This window comes from Pyrofollis japonicus (genome assembly GCF_033097485.1).
GTDB classification, from domain to species: domain Archaea; phylum Thermoproteota; class Thermoprotei_A; order Sulfolobales; family Pyrodictiaceae; genus Pyrofollis; species Pyrofollis japonicus.
Map to the genome: position 1 here is coordinate 930,741 of NZ_AP028634.1, position 17,812 is coordinate 948,552.

The following is a 17,812-nucleotide window of genomic DNA, read 5'->3' on the forward strand; positions in this document are numbered from 1 at the left end:
TTCACGAAGACCTTCAATAAAAACATTGTTGTATTTTAGATAATGTAGTGCTGGGTGTATTAAACCAACATGATCTCGTTTTCGTACAATCATCGCCCTTTTACACGCTTTATGTATTCTTCTTTCTCTATGACTATTTTTCCTGCACCGTCGCGGCGAACTATTATTAGTAAGTCGCTTTCTCGATAGCCGCAACGGGGGCATCGATAATAATAGCGTATCTTCTTGGAACCATTCTCGCCAAACTCTATTTCGACTCTGTACTCCATTTTAACTCCACATCTTGGGCAAACCACTTCGCCATTACTTTTCATAGCTACTCACCACAGTTCACGTCCTGCTGGCCTTTCATTTACTCGTATCTCTTTGATTGAGTGACACCACGCTTTCCATTAAATACTAGTCTTCGAGTACGGCCAATATCTGTTTAACCCTTCATATGAACTAGGTGTAGAATGTGTAAGCGGAATATTTCAGCGCTGTTGATATAGGGTTCTGGTGCCACTAGTCAGACACATGGTGGCTCTGCTCTGCTCTTTGACGCTTACGGCAGGCCTTTGACCAACTTACGAATAATGGTTACCGGTAGATGTAACTTTTCGTGTATTTTCTGCCACATGGAGGGCTACAAGGAATCTCATCTCCGAGAGATAGAGCTAAGTCTTGAAGAAATAGAGCTGTTAAAGGAAGCAGCTGATAGGCTAGATATCAAGGCGTTTAAAATTACAGGGGGTGAACCCACACTTCGTGAGGATCTTGTTGACATAGTACGTATACTAAAACGCAATAACGCATACGTATCTCTTACGACTAATGCATCACTACTTCATAAGCATTTACCTGGCATAGCTGATGCAGGTATTGACCACATAAATGTAAGTCTTCACGCACTAGATGAGGAGAGATTTAGAAAGATAACCAGATCGTCTCTCTTTCGGAGAGTAATTGAAAACTTGAAACTTCTTAAGGATTATAATATACCTATTAAGATCAATTTCGTCATACTGAGGGGGCTCAACGAGCAAGATATACCTAAGGTCATTGATCTCGCAGCAGATCTCAATGCAATGGTACAATTTATAGAGCTACACCCCGTAGGAAAGGCAATCAAAACCTTCAAAAACCACTACCTTCCCCGATGGCGCATTGTAGAAATGCTCGAGAATAGAATAATATCAATAGAGTATAGGCTAGGGCTACACAACCGCCCCATAATTACACTAGATAATGGGGTCAGAGTAGAGCTTGTAGGACCTGTAGGAAATTACCTATTTTGTGCAGGCTGTACCAGAATAAGGGTTACTTATGATTTTAAGCTTTTACCGTGCTTAAATTGGAGGGGCGAACCCGTAGAGGTAAGGCCTCGCATCGCGAATGCCTCAACACGTGAGGAAAAAGTGGAAAAAATAATTGAGGCAATACGTGAGGCAAATAGCCTTCGGAAACCATTTGTAATGTATCCGCTGGATGCAAAACTCTGGAAACCAGGAAGGAAATGGAAAACAATGCGTCTTGGCCTCCCAAAAAGAGATGGAAGAATGATGTTTACAGGAAAAGATGGCATAAAACACTTAACAAAATACCTTGAAGAATGGGGGAAATACGCTCTTAGCTAACGCTTCTTGGCCCGGTACCTTCCTCTTGGAATAGCTTAGGAAAGTGCCATGAGGGCCTTCTCTAGTATTATTACGAGGAACAGCATACCGAGATGCATATTTACCATCTTAAACGCTTTGAACGAAGTCTCCTTATCGCCTTTTTTATCAACATACTCTACTGCGAGACTAAAGATGTGGGAAGACGCTAAGAGCCCATAAGCCAGTGATGCAACCCCCACTGCACCTAGAAGCCAAAGGGCTATAATCACGTGTGCTAATACGAGCGCACCGAGTCCTATACCTGTGCCGACAGCTGTGGCATCAGCTACTACTGGCAACATTGGAACATTTGCAGCGGCGTAATCTTCTCGATAATATGAGGCTAGGAACCAGATATGGCTAGGAACCCATGCTGCAACGAGTAATGAAAACAGCACTGCAGGTGCAGTTATGGAGCTTGTTGCAGCGGCCCACCCACCTAGCGCGGGTGCTCCTCCTGCTACAGCACCCATGATTATGCTAAGCGGTGTTCGTCGTTTAAGAAGCAGGGTATATGCAATAATGTCGAAGAAGAATCCAACAAATATGGCGAGACTATAGTAGACATTTACCAATAAAGCTCCCAGCACTAGCGAGATAATGAATAAGCTTATTGAGAGGTATAGAACAGATCTTGGTTTAACGAGGCCGCTTGGCAAGGGCCGCTTATTAGTACGTGCCATTAAAGCATCTATATCTCTGTCAAAATACATGTTAACAGCTGTAGTTGAGCCTATTGCCATATACCCTATTATCCATAACCATAGATGGGTTTCTATGGGTTTATGAAGGCCTCCACCCGCTATAAATGCAGTATACATTGAAAAGAGTAACAACATTGTTTGCTTAAACTTAGTCAATTCACCGATTACGTGCATCAGACTGGTCGACGCTGCTCTCCCTATTTTGTTCATTTGCACCGATCCTCCCGCACCATTCATTTTAGTAGTGCACCCCAGATTTCAAAAACAGTGATGCATGCAGCCTAAAATACCTTAAACATATGTTAATATTGGTGAGGATTATGATTGATTGCTACTCTGTTGAGCTCGGGGCCAACTCGCATAATCTAACCAGTATCTACGAGTGCATGGATGCGCTGTTTAACTTTATTTGTAAGAAACATGCAGAGCAAGCTAGAGTAAAATGCACAACCACTAAGACGAAATCATGGATAATAATAGGGACAAGCAACTGTTTAATAAAGGTTACAACACCACACCCTGTTCAAAAAATTGAAGGCACTGGGTTCTTCCCGTCAATGTTTTCGTCGAGCATAAGGATAATATGCGATAGTCCGTTCTCCGTTGCAGAGACAAGCGATATTATACTTAAGGTCTTAGGTAGCTGTAGTAATATTGGAGTCACGTTGACTAGGTGAGGAGGCCGAAACTACGCGATGATGTGGGTAAGCGGTCACAGAGAATAGATGAAGACACTCCCATGGACTGAGCATATCTCATGTTACTGTTTTAAACGACAAAATCCTTCTATACATTCACCTAGATATTTTAACCATACTCCTGGAGTAAGGGTGGTAATACGTGCCAGGCCCACTTAGAGGCAGAGACTTATTATCAATAAAGGATCTTTCAAGAGAAGAAATAGAATTAGTACTTGATACTGCAAGGATAATGAAGACTAGATACTACTCCGGCGAAAGAATAATACCTGTCCTAAAGGGAAAGACTGTCGCGCTAATCTTTGAGAAGCCGAGCACACGTACAAGAGTTAGCATGGAAGTAGCAGTAGCTCAGCTAGGAGGTTATCCACTATATCTTCGACGCGACGAACTCCAGCTAGCCAGGGGCGAGCCTATTAAGGACACGGCCCGCGTGCTCTCGCGCTACGTTGATGCAATCGCAGCAAGAGTATATAGCCATAAGAGCCTGGAGGAGCTGGCCGCATATTCCTCTGTACCGGTAATAAACATGCTAAGCGATCTTGAGCACCCCTTACAAGCGCTTGCTGACGTATTAACGATTAAGGAGAAGAAGGGCTCCGTAAAAGGGGTAAAAATAGTATATGTCGGCGATGCACGAAACAACGTAGCTCATAGCCTTATGCTTGCCGTGGCAAAGCTTGGTGGCCACATAGTTCTTGCATCACCAAAGGAGCTAAGACCTCGTGAAGACATCTTGCAAGCAGCCATACAAGCTGCCAACGAAAGCGGCGGACTAGTGGAACTAATCGAGGACCCCTTTGAAGCCGTCAAGGGGGCTGACGTTGTATACACAGATGTATGGGTTAGCATGGGTGAAGAAGCCCAAGCAGAGGAGAAGAGAAGGCTTCTAAAGAATTACCAAGTTAATGAAAAACTGATGTCGCTTGCAAATAATAATGCAATCTTCATGCACTGCTTACCAGCACACCGTGGTGAAGAAGTCACAGAAGAGGTTATTGAAGGGCCATGGAGCGTCGTATGGGATCAAGCAGAGAATAGACTGCACGCACAAAAAGCTGTATTAGCTCTAATTCTTAGCGACTAAACTAATTGTAAAAACCAAGTAGGTGTTAATCCCTAATTCTTTTTACAACAACGCCACTTTCCTTAACAGTTGCCAAGGCTTCCTCGCTTAGCTTAGGCCCTGCACCATAGAGTACAAGTACTGGGCGCGCGCCAAGACTCTTAGCCTTTGACAGAAGGGTTTCAACATCGGCTTTGTTAACAGTTCTTTTTTCAACTATAACATCTACTGCATATTTTTCCGAACCCTTTATGGCTACGAAAGACACCTTGCCATGCCTGGTCTGTACATGCATTCTTACGTGGAATCCTGCCTCAACATATTTTCCTGCAACTCTGCCCTCAACACCATAGCGCTGTTCTAGCTTCTTTTGCTGGAACACGATCTCGGCCAAGGTCACGTCCAGTACTCACCCCAATGACCTCCCCTAGCGCTAGCCCTTTTAATCTTCAAGCATCGTTAGGGATGAGGGATGTAGGTCATGGACCCTGTCCTGGCACTTGGCGTTGCCGGAATGATTTTCATAGTAATAGGGTGGGCTGTATCTATAACGGCTCTTCCTCCTTTAAGGCTAAGCGTCTTGTATTTTATGGGAAGCCTTCTCCTAACCCTCTATGCTATCATGATAAGGGACCCTATCTTTACAGTACTCAATGCTGCCGCTGCTCTACTTGCCTTGGCAAACATACTGAGAACGCTTAAAGTCCGCAGGAAAGATTGAAGCTAAATGACCGATACGGGGATGAGTAATGGTGAAGAAAGACGTGACAAAACGGGGCAGACATAAAGACTCTTCCAGTGCTTCAATGCTTAAGCAATTGTCTCACATCTTTCACCGGTATGGTTTCTTATTTACAATAACTGTCGTACTTATAGCGATAGTTACTGGTTATTACGTACGTTACATGCCATATAACAATTACAAGGAGATAGTTGATAATTCAGTAGAAATGGGGCTAGGAGATGTTTCAACCGTAGCATATTTCGGCGCAATGGATCCATTGATAGAATATTGGCTCGCAAACTACCTCCACACACATGGCCTCAGTTCATGGGACACACTTAAGCCCCCCAATCCTGCTGTAATGAAGTTCTGGTACCCATGGGGTAGAGACTTTACTCGGTCAGAGAAACCGTTCATACCATTCATAGGGGCATTACCACCAAGCGGGCTCAGTGTTGCCCAGTGGGTTACACTAATACCTCCAATCTTCGGAGCACTCCTAGTCCTTATAGCAGCAGCATACATGTACAGACTCTATGGAGAAGGTGCCGCAATAGCTGCAGCACTTCTAGCTGCTGTGCTTCCATCCTCTATAATTAGAACATATGCAGGATTCGTAGAGAAAGTCGGCGTAGCAATGCCCTTCCTCGTTGCAGCTATATGGATATTTGCTGAAAGCCTACGCCGCAAAGACTTCATACTCGCAGCGCTCTCAGGCATAATTGGTGGCTTCATAGCATTAGTCTGGGGAGGTTACCTCTTAGCCGGACTCGTAATAGCTGCTACAGCAATACTTTCACCATTAGCTTCGAGCACGCGAGAAGAGGTGCGAACAAACTTCTTATTAGGCATCACGGGCACTACTGCATACTTTATCACATTACTAGTGGTAAGAGCAACCTCGTTGTCTATACCGCCGAGATTTATGCTTCTCCCGCTCATAGCAACAATCGTGTTCTTTGCAATATATGAAGCAATTATGAGCATTTTCAAGGGCAAGAAAGGTTACATAACAGTTGAGAAGCTAAAGCCGATATATGCCGGTATACTGATACTCTCCTGGATAGCTGTACTGTTTACTGCCCCCTCCATCGGTATATCCGGAAAATACTACTATGCAATGCTCGGACCCCTAAGGGGGCTCGCATCAAAAGGCCTAGGAGTAATAGAATTCACTGTAGCAGAGAACAATCCACCAAGCTTCCCGCTCCTGCTCCATAGAATGAACATAGTGCTCTTCGTAGCACCCATTGCCGGCCTCTACCTGCTCTATAGAGCCCTGAGAAACAACAAATCAGAACACTTGCCGCTCTCAATAGCCTCGCTAGCCTTCTACTATGCTGTTCTAGGCATGGCTTACTTTGAACAAGTTGCCTCAGTTTTCGGAGTACTCGCTACGGCTGCAATGCTGGGAGACATGGTAAGAGGGCTATCGCCGACAGATAAAGCCAGGAGGGCAAAAGCTTTGAGACCACGCGAGGAAATCTATGAGGTAAAAGTTGTAGGTGCAGCACTCCTAGCGATATTAGTATTTGTAGGCATCGCAGCAGGTGCAGCAGAGTCGCTAAGCATGGTGAGAACCACAGCTCCTATCCAGCTAGACATGCCTAGTATGAATGCACAACAATATGGTTGGCTATATTTGCTACACTTATTGCGCACGAAGACAAGCAACGATACAGTTGTAGTTGCATGGTGGGATTACGGTTATCTGATAACCGTTGGCTCAGACAGAGCCACGGTAGCAGACGGCTCAACATCTAATGGTACACAGATTAAGCTGCTGGCAAAGTTCTTTACAACGACAAGCGAAGAAGAAGCTTCAAATATCCTTAAGTCCTTAAGACTTAAACCAAATAAAACACTGGTACTGATTCATGAGGCTGTGCTCTATAATCCTTCAACAGGCGCTATAATCTATAGCCCAAGCCTCGGGGACATCGCTAAATCGTCTGCAATGCTTCTAATAGCTGGAGTAATGAAGCTAAATGAGGGACTAACCCAGAGAGTACTGCAGCACTACTTAAACTCAACCATATACAAAATGTTCGTAGACGCTCCGTATCATCTGAACACGAGCGGGATACTGTTCATACCTTTCAAGGGAGTGAGCAAAGGATTTAACGTAACATCGGTCTACGTGGCTGGGCTAAACCAGCAGGGCAAACCAGTAAAGTTTAAACACTTCAAGCCATACTTAGTACTCTTATCGCCCTTCGTCGATAGGCAAGGCAACGTTATAATTCAAAAAGTTGGCAATGACACCTACATTCTCGGAATAGCCTATATCGTCTATCAATGGATAGGCTAGAGTCGGACAATGCAACTAGGTAAGTCCTATGTGTCCTTTCCCTTTTTAGGGCATCTCTAAGAAACACACCTAACTCTATGGTGATATAGGCGCGGCGACGACCTAGTTCTAGCTAAGAAAGGGGTTAAGCATGCTGTTCCGCGCAAAGAGGAGGAGACAGGCTAGTCCTAGGATACGGCTTCTAGAGCTAGCCGTTGCTACACGCTATGCCGTATCGAGACTAAGCTTGCTTGCATCGAGGCTCCGTAATACCTATGAAAGGACGAAAGATGAAGCACTAAAACCTATGTTACAGAAGATTCTCTACTTACAAGCCGTTCTCGAAATAGCATCAATAAGGCTCGAGACACTTGCTGATATAGGACTCATCGCATCAGAGGACTTATCGGTACTTAAGCGGGTTGTGACCGATCTCCGAAATACAGAAGGACTTGTCATGCCGGCCATATCAAGCATGTTAACAGATCTTGATAACATGATATCCCAAATAGCATCCGCAAGCGGCATAGAGCTTACTCCAAGCAGTCCAGTAGTCGAAGAGCATGCAAGAAAAATTCTCCAAGAAGCACAAATAGTTGCTGAAGAGCGATTAAAGGAATATTTCCCCTCCTAGTACCTAATCCATATGTCATATATAAGCCGAGTTTAGATATCCTCAACCTTGTATTATAGTTGTAGGGAAGCATACCCCTGCTCTTCGTTTAAAACTCAAAGCGTGTTAGAGTAAATAAAACACTGGGTGCAAATAGTCATAATGAGCCTAGAAGAAACCGTTAGAGAGAAAATACTTAGACTACTCATAGAGGCCAAGCGCCCCCTTACTGCAAGAGAAATCGCTGAAATGGTTGGACTTGACCCTTATAGGGGGGAAGCTGAGGTTTACGAGCACCTAAAGCATATTGCAAAGACTCTTCGCAGAAGATATGGTGGACGGGCTGTTCTCTACATGATTCCCCCACGGTGTAAAGACTGCGGGTATGTCTTCAAAGACCTAAAGGAGCCTCGCAAGCCGAGTCGTTGTCCTCGCTGCAAGAGCCAAAGAATAGAGCCGCCAAAATTCTATATAGAGACCGAGTAGCCGCAAAAGTATGGTGAAGTAGTTGAAGACAATAATAGTGTTGTTTAAAGACAGCAACACGGTAAGGATCAAGTACTACGACGATGATGGGCGCCTTGCCGAGGAAAAGGAGCTTAACAATATCAAGCTCGTATCATTACAGAGGCCTGCCCTAGCACCAACTGGACTCATTAAGGGGGTCAACGTGTATGTAATTGACGGTAAACCGGAGATTGAGGTTAGAGGCGCCGCGCTCCTCGTAAAGTAGTTCTACAGATTCCCCGACCATTGTTATTCCGACAATGGCGTGGAGGACGACATAAAATGTTAGAGGCACGGATTGAGAAGAGCAAGAGCCGGAGAGGAAAGCACGCCGTACGCGATATAGTCCTCCTAGTCTCAGCTGAAGGTGATGTAAAAGAGGCGAGGCCTAGAATAGCTCATCCAGTAAAGCCGGTTTATAGTAAAGGTGAAGCCTACAGAGTTTACCTTGATGTTCCTGAGGGATGGTACATGGTTCAAGTACACCTTGTACGTAATTTGCGTGGACACGTGAAGGGATACATAGAGGTTTATTCTCCCGCAGGCGAGCTCTTATTGCGTGCAAACTACGAGAAGCTTAAGCTCCGCTACAGTAAGGGCAATCCACAATATAGCTGGATTATACAGAGGGTCGCAGACTACCTCAAATTACCGGTAAAGAACATAAACTTGGAACCAGCCTTTCTTGCAAAACGGAGTAACGATAGTAGGCGCTAGTTCGTATCAAGCCATTTTTGCACCATGACTACGTAGTGCCGATGACCGGGGCCTCTTTACTAAGCCCGTGAGGGCTATGACGTATTCACGGACCGGGGGAGGCTTTTCAAGATGAGCAAGAGATTTTTACGCACACTTGCCGAAAAAGAAGTCAAGAAAATATTACTCGTACATGCCAAGCAATCAAATGTACCATTGGAAGAGATAGTGGAATGGCTATACTACGAGGCCGGGGTAAAGGCAAAGCCTTCCTGGAAGGACGTTGAAGAAAAAATCCTTAGAAACGAGATTGACGCACAAGCGTTTGCCGCTTTCCTACTAGACTACGGGGTCGAGATTAACGAGGACAAGTGGATCGAGATTATTAACAAGTATTCAGGGCTAGAAGAGCCACGCTTTCTAAGACCAAGGCAAAAAGAGGAGCGAAAGCAGTGAAGTGTAGTAAGAACCTAGAAAAGCTAGTAAGAAAAGTTCCGAAAAATGATCCATTATTACTCGAGGCACTTCTTGTCATAAAATATCTTGAACCAATCGGTAGGATTCTCTTATCAAGGATGCTTGATGTGGGCGAAAAGAGGTCAAGAAACATTCTCTTAACGCTTAGGAGGCATGGATTCGTAGAACACACAAGAGGAGGTGCCGTTCTCACCGAGGAAGCCAAACAACTGCTTGACATCATCGTATGCGAGTCCGTAGACAACTACACTGCAGCTATTGTACCGTGTGCGATTGACTCAGAAAGTATTCTTGAAGTAAGGGATCTTCTCGTACTAAGCCTTGGCTCGCCAAAACCCTTAGAAGCTATTGGAGTCATCGCCGATGGTGATGCTGTGTTTCCAGGCGTACCTGAGGTTTATGCAAGAAGCTATGTTAGTGCTGCAAGGAAATTGATTGCTAAGAAATTGTTCCTGTTAAACATTGACGCGTCTATCGCATTATTTCAGCGATCTTGTCTCTATAAGTGTTGTTCACGTTTCTTACATGTTTTCACTAGTTCATTAATGCGATCTGCCACTATGTCGCGGACGCGTTGAACACCGTCCACTAAGTCTATTACCTCTTCTACAGGCCTGGGTACAGCGTTGCGCCAAGATTCGTCGCCTAAGATCATCTTGCAGCGTATAGCTTCTCCTCTCCACTCGTCTCTGCGCCGAAGAGGAGGTGTTACTACATTTATACCGGCGTCTCTAAATCCTCGAGCTACTGCTGGATTTGCCGTAGCAACCGCATCCACTGGAGGCACATATGCGAGTATATATGAAGCATATCCTTGGAATATTCTTAGGGTATGTATTGTAGCTGTTAAGAATCTTCTACCGTCAATTCCGCTCTCAATTAGCGAATTGTGTATCATTAATAAGCGCTCGCCAGCTGTAAATGGATTAAGCCAGGTATGGCTCTCATCCGCCATTCCTATGAGAATTACTACCTCGTCAAAATACTCGAGCAGCCACTTGACGGCCTCCAAATGCCCTTTATGGAATGGTTGAAAACGGCCAAAGAACAATACTCGTCTCTTTCTACTGCTGGCCTTCACGGCCCTACTTCCCGGGGAACTAACCAGCAGCAGGGAGTAGAAGAAGATAGAGCTAGCAGCTACCTAGGAACTAAAGCGGGCGACTCATTTGAAGCGACGCGTCTGCTTCGTCGTGAATCCCCTTGCCGGAATAGGCGGACCTTTAGCGCTTAAAGGAAGCGATGGCGAAGCAGCATTAATCGCACTTAGAAAAGGTGCAAAACTAGTGGCTCCCAGCCGAGCTTTAACTTTTCTTAGAAAGGTCAAAGAGCTTGGCCTCGATAAGGATATTGAGTTTCTGACAGCGAGTGATCTTATGGGCGAGGAGCTTCTAAAGGAAGTAAGCATACAAGATTTTCAAAAGGTCTATACCTATTCAGTGTTCCCGACCTCGCCTAAGGATACTATAAACACTGTTAGGAACTGTATAATCAATAATGCGGACTTGGTTGTTTTTGTAGGCGGTGACGGCACTGCACGCGACATAGTAGATGCTCTTAGATCGGCCAACAGAGAGGAAATACCCCTCCTCGGAGTACCCGGCGGGGTAAAGATGTATAGCTCCGTATTCGCAGAAAACCCTGAAGCAGCCGCCAATGCATTACTGGACTGGGTTAGAAATCCAAGCACTTGCGACGCCGAGATATTGGACATAGACGAGGATGCTTTTAGAAGAGGTGAACTCCGCGTCAAACTTTATGGATACGTGAAAACACCGTGCAGCCGGTACCTTGTTGGCTCTTCAAAACAACCATCTCTTTCAACACTCGATGAAGAGGAAAATAAGGAAGCTATTGCAAGATACGTTGTAGAGAACATGGAAGAATGTACCCTCTATATCGTAGGACCGGGTACGACGACAAAGAAGATCGCAGACATTCTCGGTCTTCCAAAAACAGTGCTCGGCGTAGATGTTTATCACGATAAGGAGGTTGTTGCGCTCGATGTTGACGAAGAGACCCTATACAATATAGTAAAAAAGCATATAGAAAAAGGCGGAAAGGCTAAGATTATTGTCACGCCTATTGGGGGCCAAGGCTACATACTAGGTCGAGGTAACCAGCAAATTTCGCCAAGGATAGTGAAGCTTGCAAGGCCAAAGAACATAATTGTTATTGCAACAAGGAGCAAGTTATCAAGACTTAGAAAGCTCAGAGTAGACACCGGCGATCCTGAGCTAGATCAGTTGCTGCGCGGATATGTAAGGGTCATAGTTGACTATGGAGAAGAACATGTTATGCCGGTGGACTAGGGACATGGAAAGGTGGAAGCTATGTACGTGTTTCACGGGAGAGACGAAATCGAGCTTCCTGAACCATTATCGGTAGTTGCTGCGTCACTAGCTATAGCCTTCGGCTTTGACGGTATACGATTATTGAACATTATTGCTAGGCCCCTAGGTTACTCTGCTGGCGTACTTGTTGGAGCTCTTATAGGGTTTCTTGTGCACGAATATGCGCACAAATATGCTGCAGTAAGGGAATCATGTATGGCAAGGTTTACGTTATCGAAGCGCGGTATGCTGATTACACTGTTGTCCGGCATATTGGTTAGTGTCGGCATACCTTTCGCAATACTAGCACCCGGTTATGTTAGAATAGCCTTCTGCTGGGGGGCTCCGCGTGAGGAAAATATCGCAATAGCGGGCCCGTTGTCAAACATCGTTCTAAGCTTTGTGGCAATTATTGGTGCGAGGAGTATGACAAACTATCGTCTCGTGTACTTGCTTACAGGGTTCGCCGATATCAATGCGTGGTTCGCGTTATTTAATCTCTTACCGCTATACCCCCTTGACGGCTCAAAAATATTCTCCAAAAACATAGCTGCATGGTTGCTCCTCTTCATACTTGCAGTATACTTAGCACTAGCAGCCTAATCAGAGACCAATCTGTAATAAACTCTTTTTCTTCGTCTTCCACGACTCTCTAGCCTAACCACTTCTATGCCTGGAATTTCACACGTGTTCTTTACGTGAGGCCCACCGTCAGCTTGTATATCTATACCGGGTATCTCCACGATGCGCAGCCTATCTACCTCTGGAGGAAGCCTATCCGCTAGCTTCACTATGCCTGGAATCCGGAGTGCCTCTTCTCTAGGCAACCAGTAGACTTTAACCTCTATACATCTCTTAATAATACTGTTCGTCTCGTCTACGGCCTCCATTATTGCCTTCTTCCAGTCCTCAACCTGGATTTCAAAATCATCCCGCGCCATATCGGGAGAAATATGGCCACCAGTCACGCGCGCACCATACTTATTATAAAGCACTGCTGCAAGAATATGGCTAGCCGTGTGTAGCTGCATCATCCTATAGCGCCGCTCCCAGTCAATAATCCCACGAACCTTCATACCCGGCTTCACATTTGACAAGTCTCCCTCAACTATGTGCGCGACATCACCATTATCTAGAACTGTGTCAACAACCTCTAAGGCTACTCCATTCTCAACGATAAGCTTACCCTTATCAGCATCTAGGCCACCCGCGGGTCTCGGATGGAAAGCCGTAGCTTGGAGAAACACCTTGTTGCCATCTATCCTTGTCACTACGCTTTCAAATTCCCTTAAATAACTATCTTCTTGGAATAAAAGCTTAGCAGGCATACCGAACCCCTCGATAAATGCATCAATACGAGAGTTAAGAACTACAGGGGGTTAAGCAACTAACTCCACGAGCCGAGTCAACCTTAAGAGCCCGGATAGCTCAGCGGGATCCCTAGCTGGTGGAAGTTCCTCTACCAGCAAAGTGCTTGACCGAGCAACGGCGAGGAAACTACTAGCTTTTGGCGCACTAATACCAAGAATTTCAAGAGCTTGCCTCAGCTTCTCTCCTGTAAAGACCATGGCCTTCCCTGGTGCAACAAGAATAAACAAGTCAACACTCTTCTCAACACCTACATAAGGTATCACTGAGTCCGAAAAAGACTCTATTAGAAGAATGTCGGCGCCTCTCCCTAGTTCTTCGCGGCATTCCTCAAGCAAGTTGCTCGCGTTTGGTGAGGCTAAGTAGTTCAGTATTACTTCTGGCTCTGCTGGTTCCGAGTCAAGTTTCTCGGCGAGGACACGCATTTTTTCACGTACATACATAGGCATAATCAAGAGGTTTCTTTCAAATAAGTAATGCTTTGTTTTCCTTTCTTTACAGGACGTAATCCGTGCCATCAAAACCATGTTCTTGATATTAGAGATTGCCGCATAGTACTCGCTTGGACCTCTCATTGCTAACGGATCGGGATAGGAGAGCAATATATCAATAGGGTTAACCATATGCGGGTTCTCTAGCCCAAGGTATTTCTCGTATATGAGTATGTCATTGCCTACAAGAATGCCTTTTCTAAGCGACTCGTGCACAGCGTTATAGCTTTGCCAGAAATTATGGCCCGCTACAGGTTTGAACACTCTTACGCTATATCCCATCTCTTTGAGAAGCTTGGCAAGACCCACCACAAGCCACGTTTTTCCAGAATCATACTCCAAGAGGCCACTTACAAGTATTGTATAAACCATTTCAAAACACCCTAGCCAGGTATTATTTCGTCTCCACCGCTGAAATCCCGCACATTCCAGGAATACTACTCTATGGGGTTGTATGAGGAAGCGAATAAGTATTACTAGCGACGATGACTTCGCAATACTGGCTGCGAGTTCCGAGACCCTAGATGAAACCCAGCAGCGTAATAAGCCGAGAAGCAAGCTTGTAGAGGCTATAGCAGTACTGCTGCTTGCTAGACCTATGCGGGCATCCGAAATAGCGCAAGTTGTGGGCAAGCCAACACGCTATGTGAGTAGCTATCTAAGTTACTGGAAGACGAGAGGCTTGTTTGACTACGAGAACGGATTCTGGGTCTTGACACCACTAGGCGAGGAATTCGCTCGCAATATACTTGAGCGCGAGATGAACTCGAGAGTGGCACAGTACGCTGCACTTGCAAGACAAATACTTTCTGAGAGTCTAAGTGAAACAGTAAAAGCGACAATGAATAACAAAAAAGTTTTCGCAGAGCCCGATGTCTCAGGCCAAATTCAGCCATTTATTGCCGAGTTAACTAGTAATAGAAGCAATAAACGACAAAAGAAAAAGCCAAAGAAGCTCTGCATACGATCAATACTTGATGATCTAGAACTCGACGAAGATGAAAGACTTGTTCTTGAGGCTTTAATGGAGCACTACATTAAGTGGAACATGACATATACTTACATAGATCAACTTGAGAAAACGCTTGAAGCTGATAGAGCATGGCTACTTACTGTCCTAAGGAGCCTTCAGTCAAAGGGCTTGATATATATTTACAACGATAAGAGACTCGGGACACGCATTGGCCTCTCAAAGAATACAAAACGCCTCTTAGCACTATGTTCAAGCATCTAGAAATCTAGAAACAGCGAGGTAGCTGTTATTTCTTCTATTTCAACATATGGGCTAGTAACGCAGTATTATTGTCAGGGGAATACCTCTGCTTTACTATACTCTGGAAGGGCTTAGCTTAATTATCTTAAATTATAACATTGAAGCAAAAGCTCAGTTTATACAAACTGGCAAGGGTACATTAATATAAAGAGTCAGAACAATGACCACCATGAGTATTGGCATTTAACCATTATTGTAACTACATAGGAATAAACAAAGAGGGCAATACCCCTATTCCTTAGTTCTCCTAGAGTACATCGATTCTAGTCAGTTGTAGAAGTAGTAGGATAATAGCTATAGAAAAGAAATGCTGCATGATATGAAGAGTCTTCTAACTCTATATTCCAAAGGCTTTACGACGGTTTCTTATCTTAATTTGCCAATAGAGCTCTCTTGTTTGTGGAGTTATGTTTATTCGTATTATTTTTCCTGAGACCGTGACCAGGTATATGGCGTCATCGTGCAGTTCCGCATCAATAATGTCGTTAAGGTTTATTGTCATGTTAGTCAATTTATGATTCTTTTGTTTGAGAAGGGAGTCAGCAAAGCGGCTAAAGCCGAGTTTATCCAAGGGTATTCTCTGCCCTCGCAGTTATAGAATATATTGTTGTGCAGAGTATTTAAACCTAGTGGGCATGGAGAGTACTGGGGATGTAGAGGCCGATTTATTCTGACCCTTTGAGTGATGATTGGAGACCTCGCTGAACCGACATTTAATGCATTGTTTGAAAAATGTCGTGCTAGTAAAGTTCTTCTAGCTTTTGTTTTATTACTTTCTCTGCGTCTTGTTTACCTATTTTCTTATAACTGATATTATTTGTTATTTCTACTATTTTCTCCGTATTTGATGTTATTTGTTCAATGTCTTCTTCAAGAATGGTTTCTGCGCTGTACGCCTCCTTTCCATGGACAACGATAATTTTAGCCTTTGTTTTCCCATCTATTGGTGATAGTATTACGAGGCCTACATTTCCGCCTTTCTCGTCTTTGAGAATAAGGAGTTCTTCTCCACTGCGTGTCTTCCCGACAGATAGCGCATCAGCTATCCTTGTTGGAGGCTTATACTCTTCTTCAACCTTGGCTGCGACGATTTCTTCCCGGCGTGCTGCTACTTCCCTCTCTACTTCGCGCTCCTTGGCCTCTGTCCATGCTCTTTCTTCCTCTGATACAGGTCGCTCAAGTACCTCCTTTGCTGCCGAGATTACCTCTTTTACGGCCTTGTCTACTTCCTCGTCAGGTATTCTCCTAAACGCCTCTACTCTGAGGGTGTCAAGCTTCCACTCAATGTCGCCGTCTTTTAGCTCGTACTCAATCCTTATCCGAACAACATCACCCTTGTCTATCTTTAGCTTGTTGACGAGTATCTCGAATAGAAGCCTGTTGAGCTCACCCGCCCTATAGGCTACTTGTTTCGACTCAATAGCTCCTTTCTTTATCTCGTCCCTGAGCTGTGCAAATAAGACTCTGCGTAGCTTATCAGCATATGCCCCAGCTATTACAAAACCTGTAGAGAGCTGTGGCACAATACATCGCCATTTATGAGAGAACTGTATTGAGGGAGGGTTAAATGTAGTCTAGCTGTGCCTTATGTACTCGTCTAAGCGCTTAGTCTTAGCATACTTTGTGAGCAGTTTTGACGAATTAAGGGCTTCGACAGCCTTCTTGGATCTTAGTATTTTTGATGCTTCTGTGATCGCCTCCCTTAGGCTATTAGTCTTAAAGGGTGTGAGTGAAAGTGCCCTCCGAACACTCTCTCTAATGTGCCAATTGCCTACTGGTGCGTAGTAGTCGCGTGTTATTTCCCGAATTATTATTGCCTTCGCTTGTCTTCGTTCTCTGAATAAGTATTCTGCTATTGCAAGCCTTATTGCAATATACCCGCCATCGATTATATTCATTCTTAGCGAGGGACGTTCACTGATACGGTAAGCTATCGGTTCTCTTGCTCCTTGCGTCCAAGGGGTAAAGGGATGCCAGACCTCGTATAGCTCAGCTTCGTAGCTTCCTGGCAATAGAATAATTGTGAATATGTTGCCTAGATAGGAGTAGTTAAATACACGGATCTCGTTAATTGGCCTAAAGGTTCGGACGCTTCGAAGCAAATTGGTTGAAATAATTTGGTCAACCGCGGTTATAGCCCATCGTGTTGGTACAAGTCGCCTGTTTCTCTTTTTCCCGAAGAGGCCTAGGGAGAACGCCTTTATTATCGTGTAAATGTCTGTATTGTTGCGGTAGAGATCCATTACGGCTTCGACAGCACTGACGTCATCCCATATCATTTTTTTAAGTCTTTTCGGAAGGACTGGATTGCTTGTAATCTTGAGAAGTGTAGCAGGCGCTGAGGGGCCTTGAGGGGCCAGTAGGCCGTCGAAGCGAAGGGTTGGTATAGGAGGCTTTTCTAGGCTGGCTTCGCTGTCTACGGGCTTTACTGAGGCAGCTGCAATTGAGACTTCCTTCTCGTATAGGCGCCAAGGGTCTGTGGCTTTGGCCCTTGTTAGTGCTCCTACAAGCTGTGATCTAAGCTGGAGAATCTCTCCAAGGCTTGCACCGGAGCTGTGCCACCCGATGGGGTCATCGTATCGTCGTGCAGTTTCGCCCCATACACCTGGAGGGATTTGGTAGAAAATTGGTACGAGGGGGTAATTCTTCTCACCAACAATTATGCTTGGAGGAGAAGAGCCTTCAACGTCCCTTGGATTTGCGGCCCTTGATAGAGCTTGTACTTGGGCTCTAAACCTTGCAAGTATTGGGCAATAGGGGAGGCCGCAGAGCCGCTTGTAGCCCTTGCACTTGGCACAGAGTTCTGGAGGTATTCTTCTTGGCACAGTGGCCTTACCCTCTATTCTAAGTTTAGGAGATTATTCTTGGTGTAAAAGGCTTCACTAGGCCCCTGAGGCTCTTGGAGGATGGGTAAGGTGTGTTGTAACGCTATTCG

23 protein-coding genes are annotated in these 17,812 nt (G+C 44.9%); 14 read left to right on the plus strand and 9 right to left on the minus strand.

Features of this window, described 5'->3' with window-relative positions:
- Nucleotides 1-89: 89 nt before the first annotated feature.
- Nucleotides 90-314 carry a hypothetical protein gene (locus SBG41_RS04680; protein ID WP_317896389.1) on the minus strand — a complete coding sequence of 75 codons (225 nt, stop codon included), beginning with the start codon at nt 312-314 and terminating at the stop codon, nt 90-92.
- 216 nt (nt 315-530) lie between these two features.
- Between SBG41_RS04680 and moaA the strand changes: the two genes are divergently transcribed.
- The gene (moaA, locus tag SBG41_RS04685) at nt 531-1,616 is read left to right on the plus strand and encodes a GTP 3',8-cyclase MoaA (RefSeq protein WP_317896497.1); all 1,086 of its coding nucleotides are present in this window, start codon (nt 531-533) and stop codon (nt 1,614-1,616) included.
- Between the two features lie 35 nt (nt 1,617-1,651).
- On the opposite strand, the gene cyoE is transcribed toward moaA, so the two are convergent.
- Nucleotides 1,652-2,578: a heme o synthase gene (cyoE, locus tag SBG41_RS04690; RefSeq protein ID WP_317896390.1), complete on the minus strand. Its 927-nt coding sequence runs from the start codon at nt 2,576-2,578 to the stop codon at nt 1,652-1,654.
- Nucleotides 2,579-2,661: 83 nt separating this feature from the next.
- Between cyoE and SBG41_RS04695 the strand changes: the two genes are divergently transcribed.
- On the plus strand, nt 2,662-3,018 hold the full coding sequence (locus tag SBG41_RS04695; protein WP_317896391.1) for a hypothetical protein: 357 nt from the start codon (nt 2,662-2,664) through the stop codon (nt 3,016-3,018).
- A gap of 163 nt (nt 3,019-3,181) precedes the next feature.
- A complete protein-coding gene (argF, locus tag SBG41_RS04700) occupies nt 3,182-4,126 on the plus strand; it encodes an ornithine carbamoyltransferase (protein WP_317896392.1) in 945 nt (314 codons plus the stop codon).
- Nucleotides 4,127-4,151: 25 nt separating this feature from the next.
- Here argF and SBG41_RS04705 read toward each other — a convergent pair whose 3' ends face one another.
- Complete coding sequence (locus SBG41_RS04705; protein WP_317896393.1) at nt 4,152-4,505, minus strand: hypothetical protein; 354 nt, start codon at nt 4,503-4,505, stop codon at nt 4,152-4,154.
- An 81-nt stretch (nt 4,506-4,586) separates the two neighbouring features.
- Between SBG41_RS04705 and SBG41_RS04710 the strand changes: the two genes are divergently transcribed.
- The 8 genes from SBG41_RS04710 to SBG41_RS04745 all read left to right on the plus strand — a co-directional run bounded on the left by SBG41_RS04710 (nt 4,587) and on the right by SBG41_RS04745 (nt 9,990).
- Nucleotides 4,587-4,826, plus strand: a complete 240-nt coding sequence (locus tag SBG41_RS04710; RefSeq protein ID WP_317896394.1) for a hypothetical protein — start codon at nt 4,587-4,589, stop codon at nt 4,824-4,826.
- Between the two features lie 28 nt (nt 4,827-4,854).
- Nucleotides 4,855-7,140 (plus strand): STT3 domain-containing protein, encoded by a 2,286-nt coding sequence (locus SBG41_RS04715; RefSeq protein ID WP_317896395.1) that lies wholly within the window; start codon nt 4,855-4,857, stop codon nt 7,138-7,140.
- Nucleotides 7,141-7,270: 130 nt separating this feature from the next.
- Entirely contained in the window at nt 7,271-7,753 is a 483-nt protein-coding gene (locus SBG41_RS04720) for a hypothetical protein (protein WP_317896396.1), read from the plus strand.
- Between the two features lie 141 nt (nt 7,754-7,894).
- Nucleotides 7,895-8,218 (plus strand): transcriptional regulator, encoded by a 324-nt coding sequence (locus SBG41_RS04725; protein ID WP_317896397.1) that lies wholly within the window; start codon nt 7,895-7,897, stop codon nt 8,216-8,218.
- Nucleotides 8,219-8,240: 22 nt separating this feature from the next.
- The gene (locus SBG41_RS04730; protein WP_317896398.1) at nt 8,241-8,465 is read left to right on the plus strand and encodes a hypothetical protein; all 225 of its coding nucleotides are present in this window, start codon (nt 8,241-8,243) and stop codon (nt 8,463-8,465) included.
- Nucleotides 8,466-8,521: 56 nt separating this feature from the next.
- Entirely contained in the window at nt 8,522-8,956 is a 435-nt protein-coding gene (locus SBG41_RS04735; RefSeq protein ID WP_317896399.1) for a hypothetical protein, read from the plus strand.
- A gap of 111 nt (nt 8,957-9,067) precedes the next feature.
- Nucleotides 9,068-9,391, plus strand: coding sequence for a hypothetical protein (locus SBG41_RS04740; protein ID WP_317896400.1), 324 nt, complete (start codon nt 9,068-9,070; stop codon nt 9,389-9,391).
- Nucleotides 9,388-9,990: a hypothetical protein gene (locus SBG41_RS04745; protein WP_317896401.1), complete on the plus strand. Its 603-nt coding sequence runs from the start codon at nt 9,388-9,390 to the stop codon at nt 9,988-9,990. The genes SBG41_RS04740 and SBG41_RS04745 overlap by 4 nt, the downstream gene beginning before the upstream one ends.
- Here SBG41_RS04745 and SBG41_RS04750 read toward each other — a convergent pair.
- Nucleotides 9,912-10,493, minus strand: a complete 582-nt coding sequence (locus SBG41_RS04750) for a nicotinamide-nucleotide adenylyltransferase (RefSeq protein ID WP_317896402.1) — start codon at nt 10,491-10,493, stop codon at nt 9,912-9,914. The genes SBG41_RS04745 and SBG41_RS04750 overlap by 79 nt on opposite strands.
- Before the next feature lie 88 nt (nt 10,494-10,581).
- On the opposite strand from SBG41_RS04750, the gene SBG41_RS04755 reads away from it, so the two are divergent.
- Together SBG41_RS04755 and SBG41_RS04760 are read left to right on the plus strand one after the other, a co-directional pair.
- Nucleotides 10,582-11,724, plus strand: a complete 1,143-nt coding sequence (locus SBG41_RS04755) for an ATP-NAD kinase family protein (protein WP_317896403.1) — start codon at nt 10,582-10,584, stop codon at nt 11,722-11,724.
- Between the two features lie 21 nt (nt 11,725-11,745).
- Nucleotides 11,746-12,348, plus strand: a complete 603-nt coding sequence (locus tag SBG41_RS04760) for a zinc metalloprotease (protein ID WP_317896404.1) — start codon at nt 11,746-11,748, stop codon at nt 12,346-12,348.
- Here SBG41_RS04760 and SBG41_RS04765 read toward each other — a convergent pair.
- Together SBG41_RS04765 and SBG41_RS04770 are read right to left on the minus strand one after the other, a co-directional pair.
- Entirely contained in the window at nt 12,345-13,073 is a 729-nt protein-coding gene (locus SBG41_RS04765) for an alanyl-tRNA editing protein (RefSeq protein WP_317896405.1), read from the minus strand. The genes SBG41_RS04760 and SBG41_RS04765 overlap by 4 nt on opposite strands.
- 51 nt (nt 13,074-13,124) lie before the next feature.
- Complete coding sequence (locus tag SBG41_RS04770; RefSeq protein WP_317896406.1) at nt 13,125-13,976, minus strand: hypothetical protein; 852 nt, start codon at nt 13,974-13,976, stop codon at nt 13,125-13,127.
- An 82-nt stretch (nt 13,977-14,058) separates the two neighbouring features.
- Here SBG41_RS04770 and SBG41_RS04775 point away from each other — a divergent pair, with 82 nt between their 5' ends.
- Entirely contained in the window at nt 14,059-14,838 is a 780-nt protein-coding gene (locus SBG41_RS04775; protein ID WP_317896407.1) for a replication initiator protein WhiP, read from the plus strand.
- A gap of 376 nt (nt 14,839-15,214) precedes the next feature.
- On the opposite strand, the gene SBG41_RS04780 is transcribed toward SBG41_RS04775, so the two are convergent.
- From SBG41_RS04780 to SBG41_RS04790, 3 genes are all read right to left on the minus strand, one after another.
- Nucleotides 15,215-15,388 (minus strand): hypothetical protein, encoded by a 174-nt coding sequence (locus tag SBG41_RS04780; RefSeq protein ID WP_317896408.1) that lies wholly within the window; start codon nt 15,386-15,388, stop codon nt 15,215-15,217.
- 229 nt (nt 15,389-15,617) lie between these two features.
- Nucleotides 15,618-16,400, minus strand: a complete 783-nt coding sequence (locus tag SBG41_RS04785) for a DUF2258 domain-containing protein (protein ID WP_317896409.1) — start codon at nt 16,398-16,400, stop codon at nt 15,618-15,620.
- A gap of 51 nt (nt 16,401-16,451) precedes the next feature.
- Nucleotides 16,452-17,702, minus strand: a complete 1,251-nt coding sequence (locus tag SBG41_RS04790) for an Nre family DNA repair protein (RefSeq protein WP_317896410.1) — start codon at nt 17,700-17,702, stop codon at nt 16,452-16,454.
- Nucleotides 17,703-17,812 lie beyond the last annotated feature (110 nt).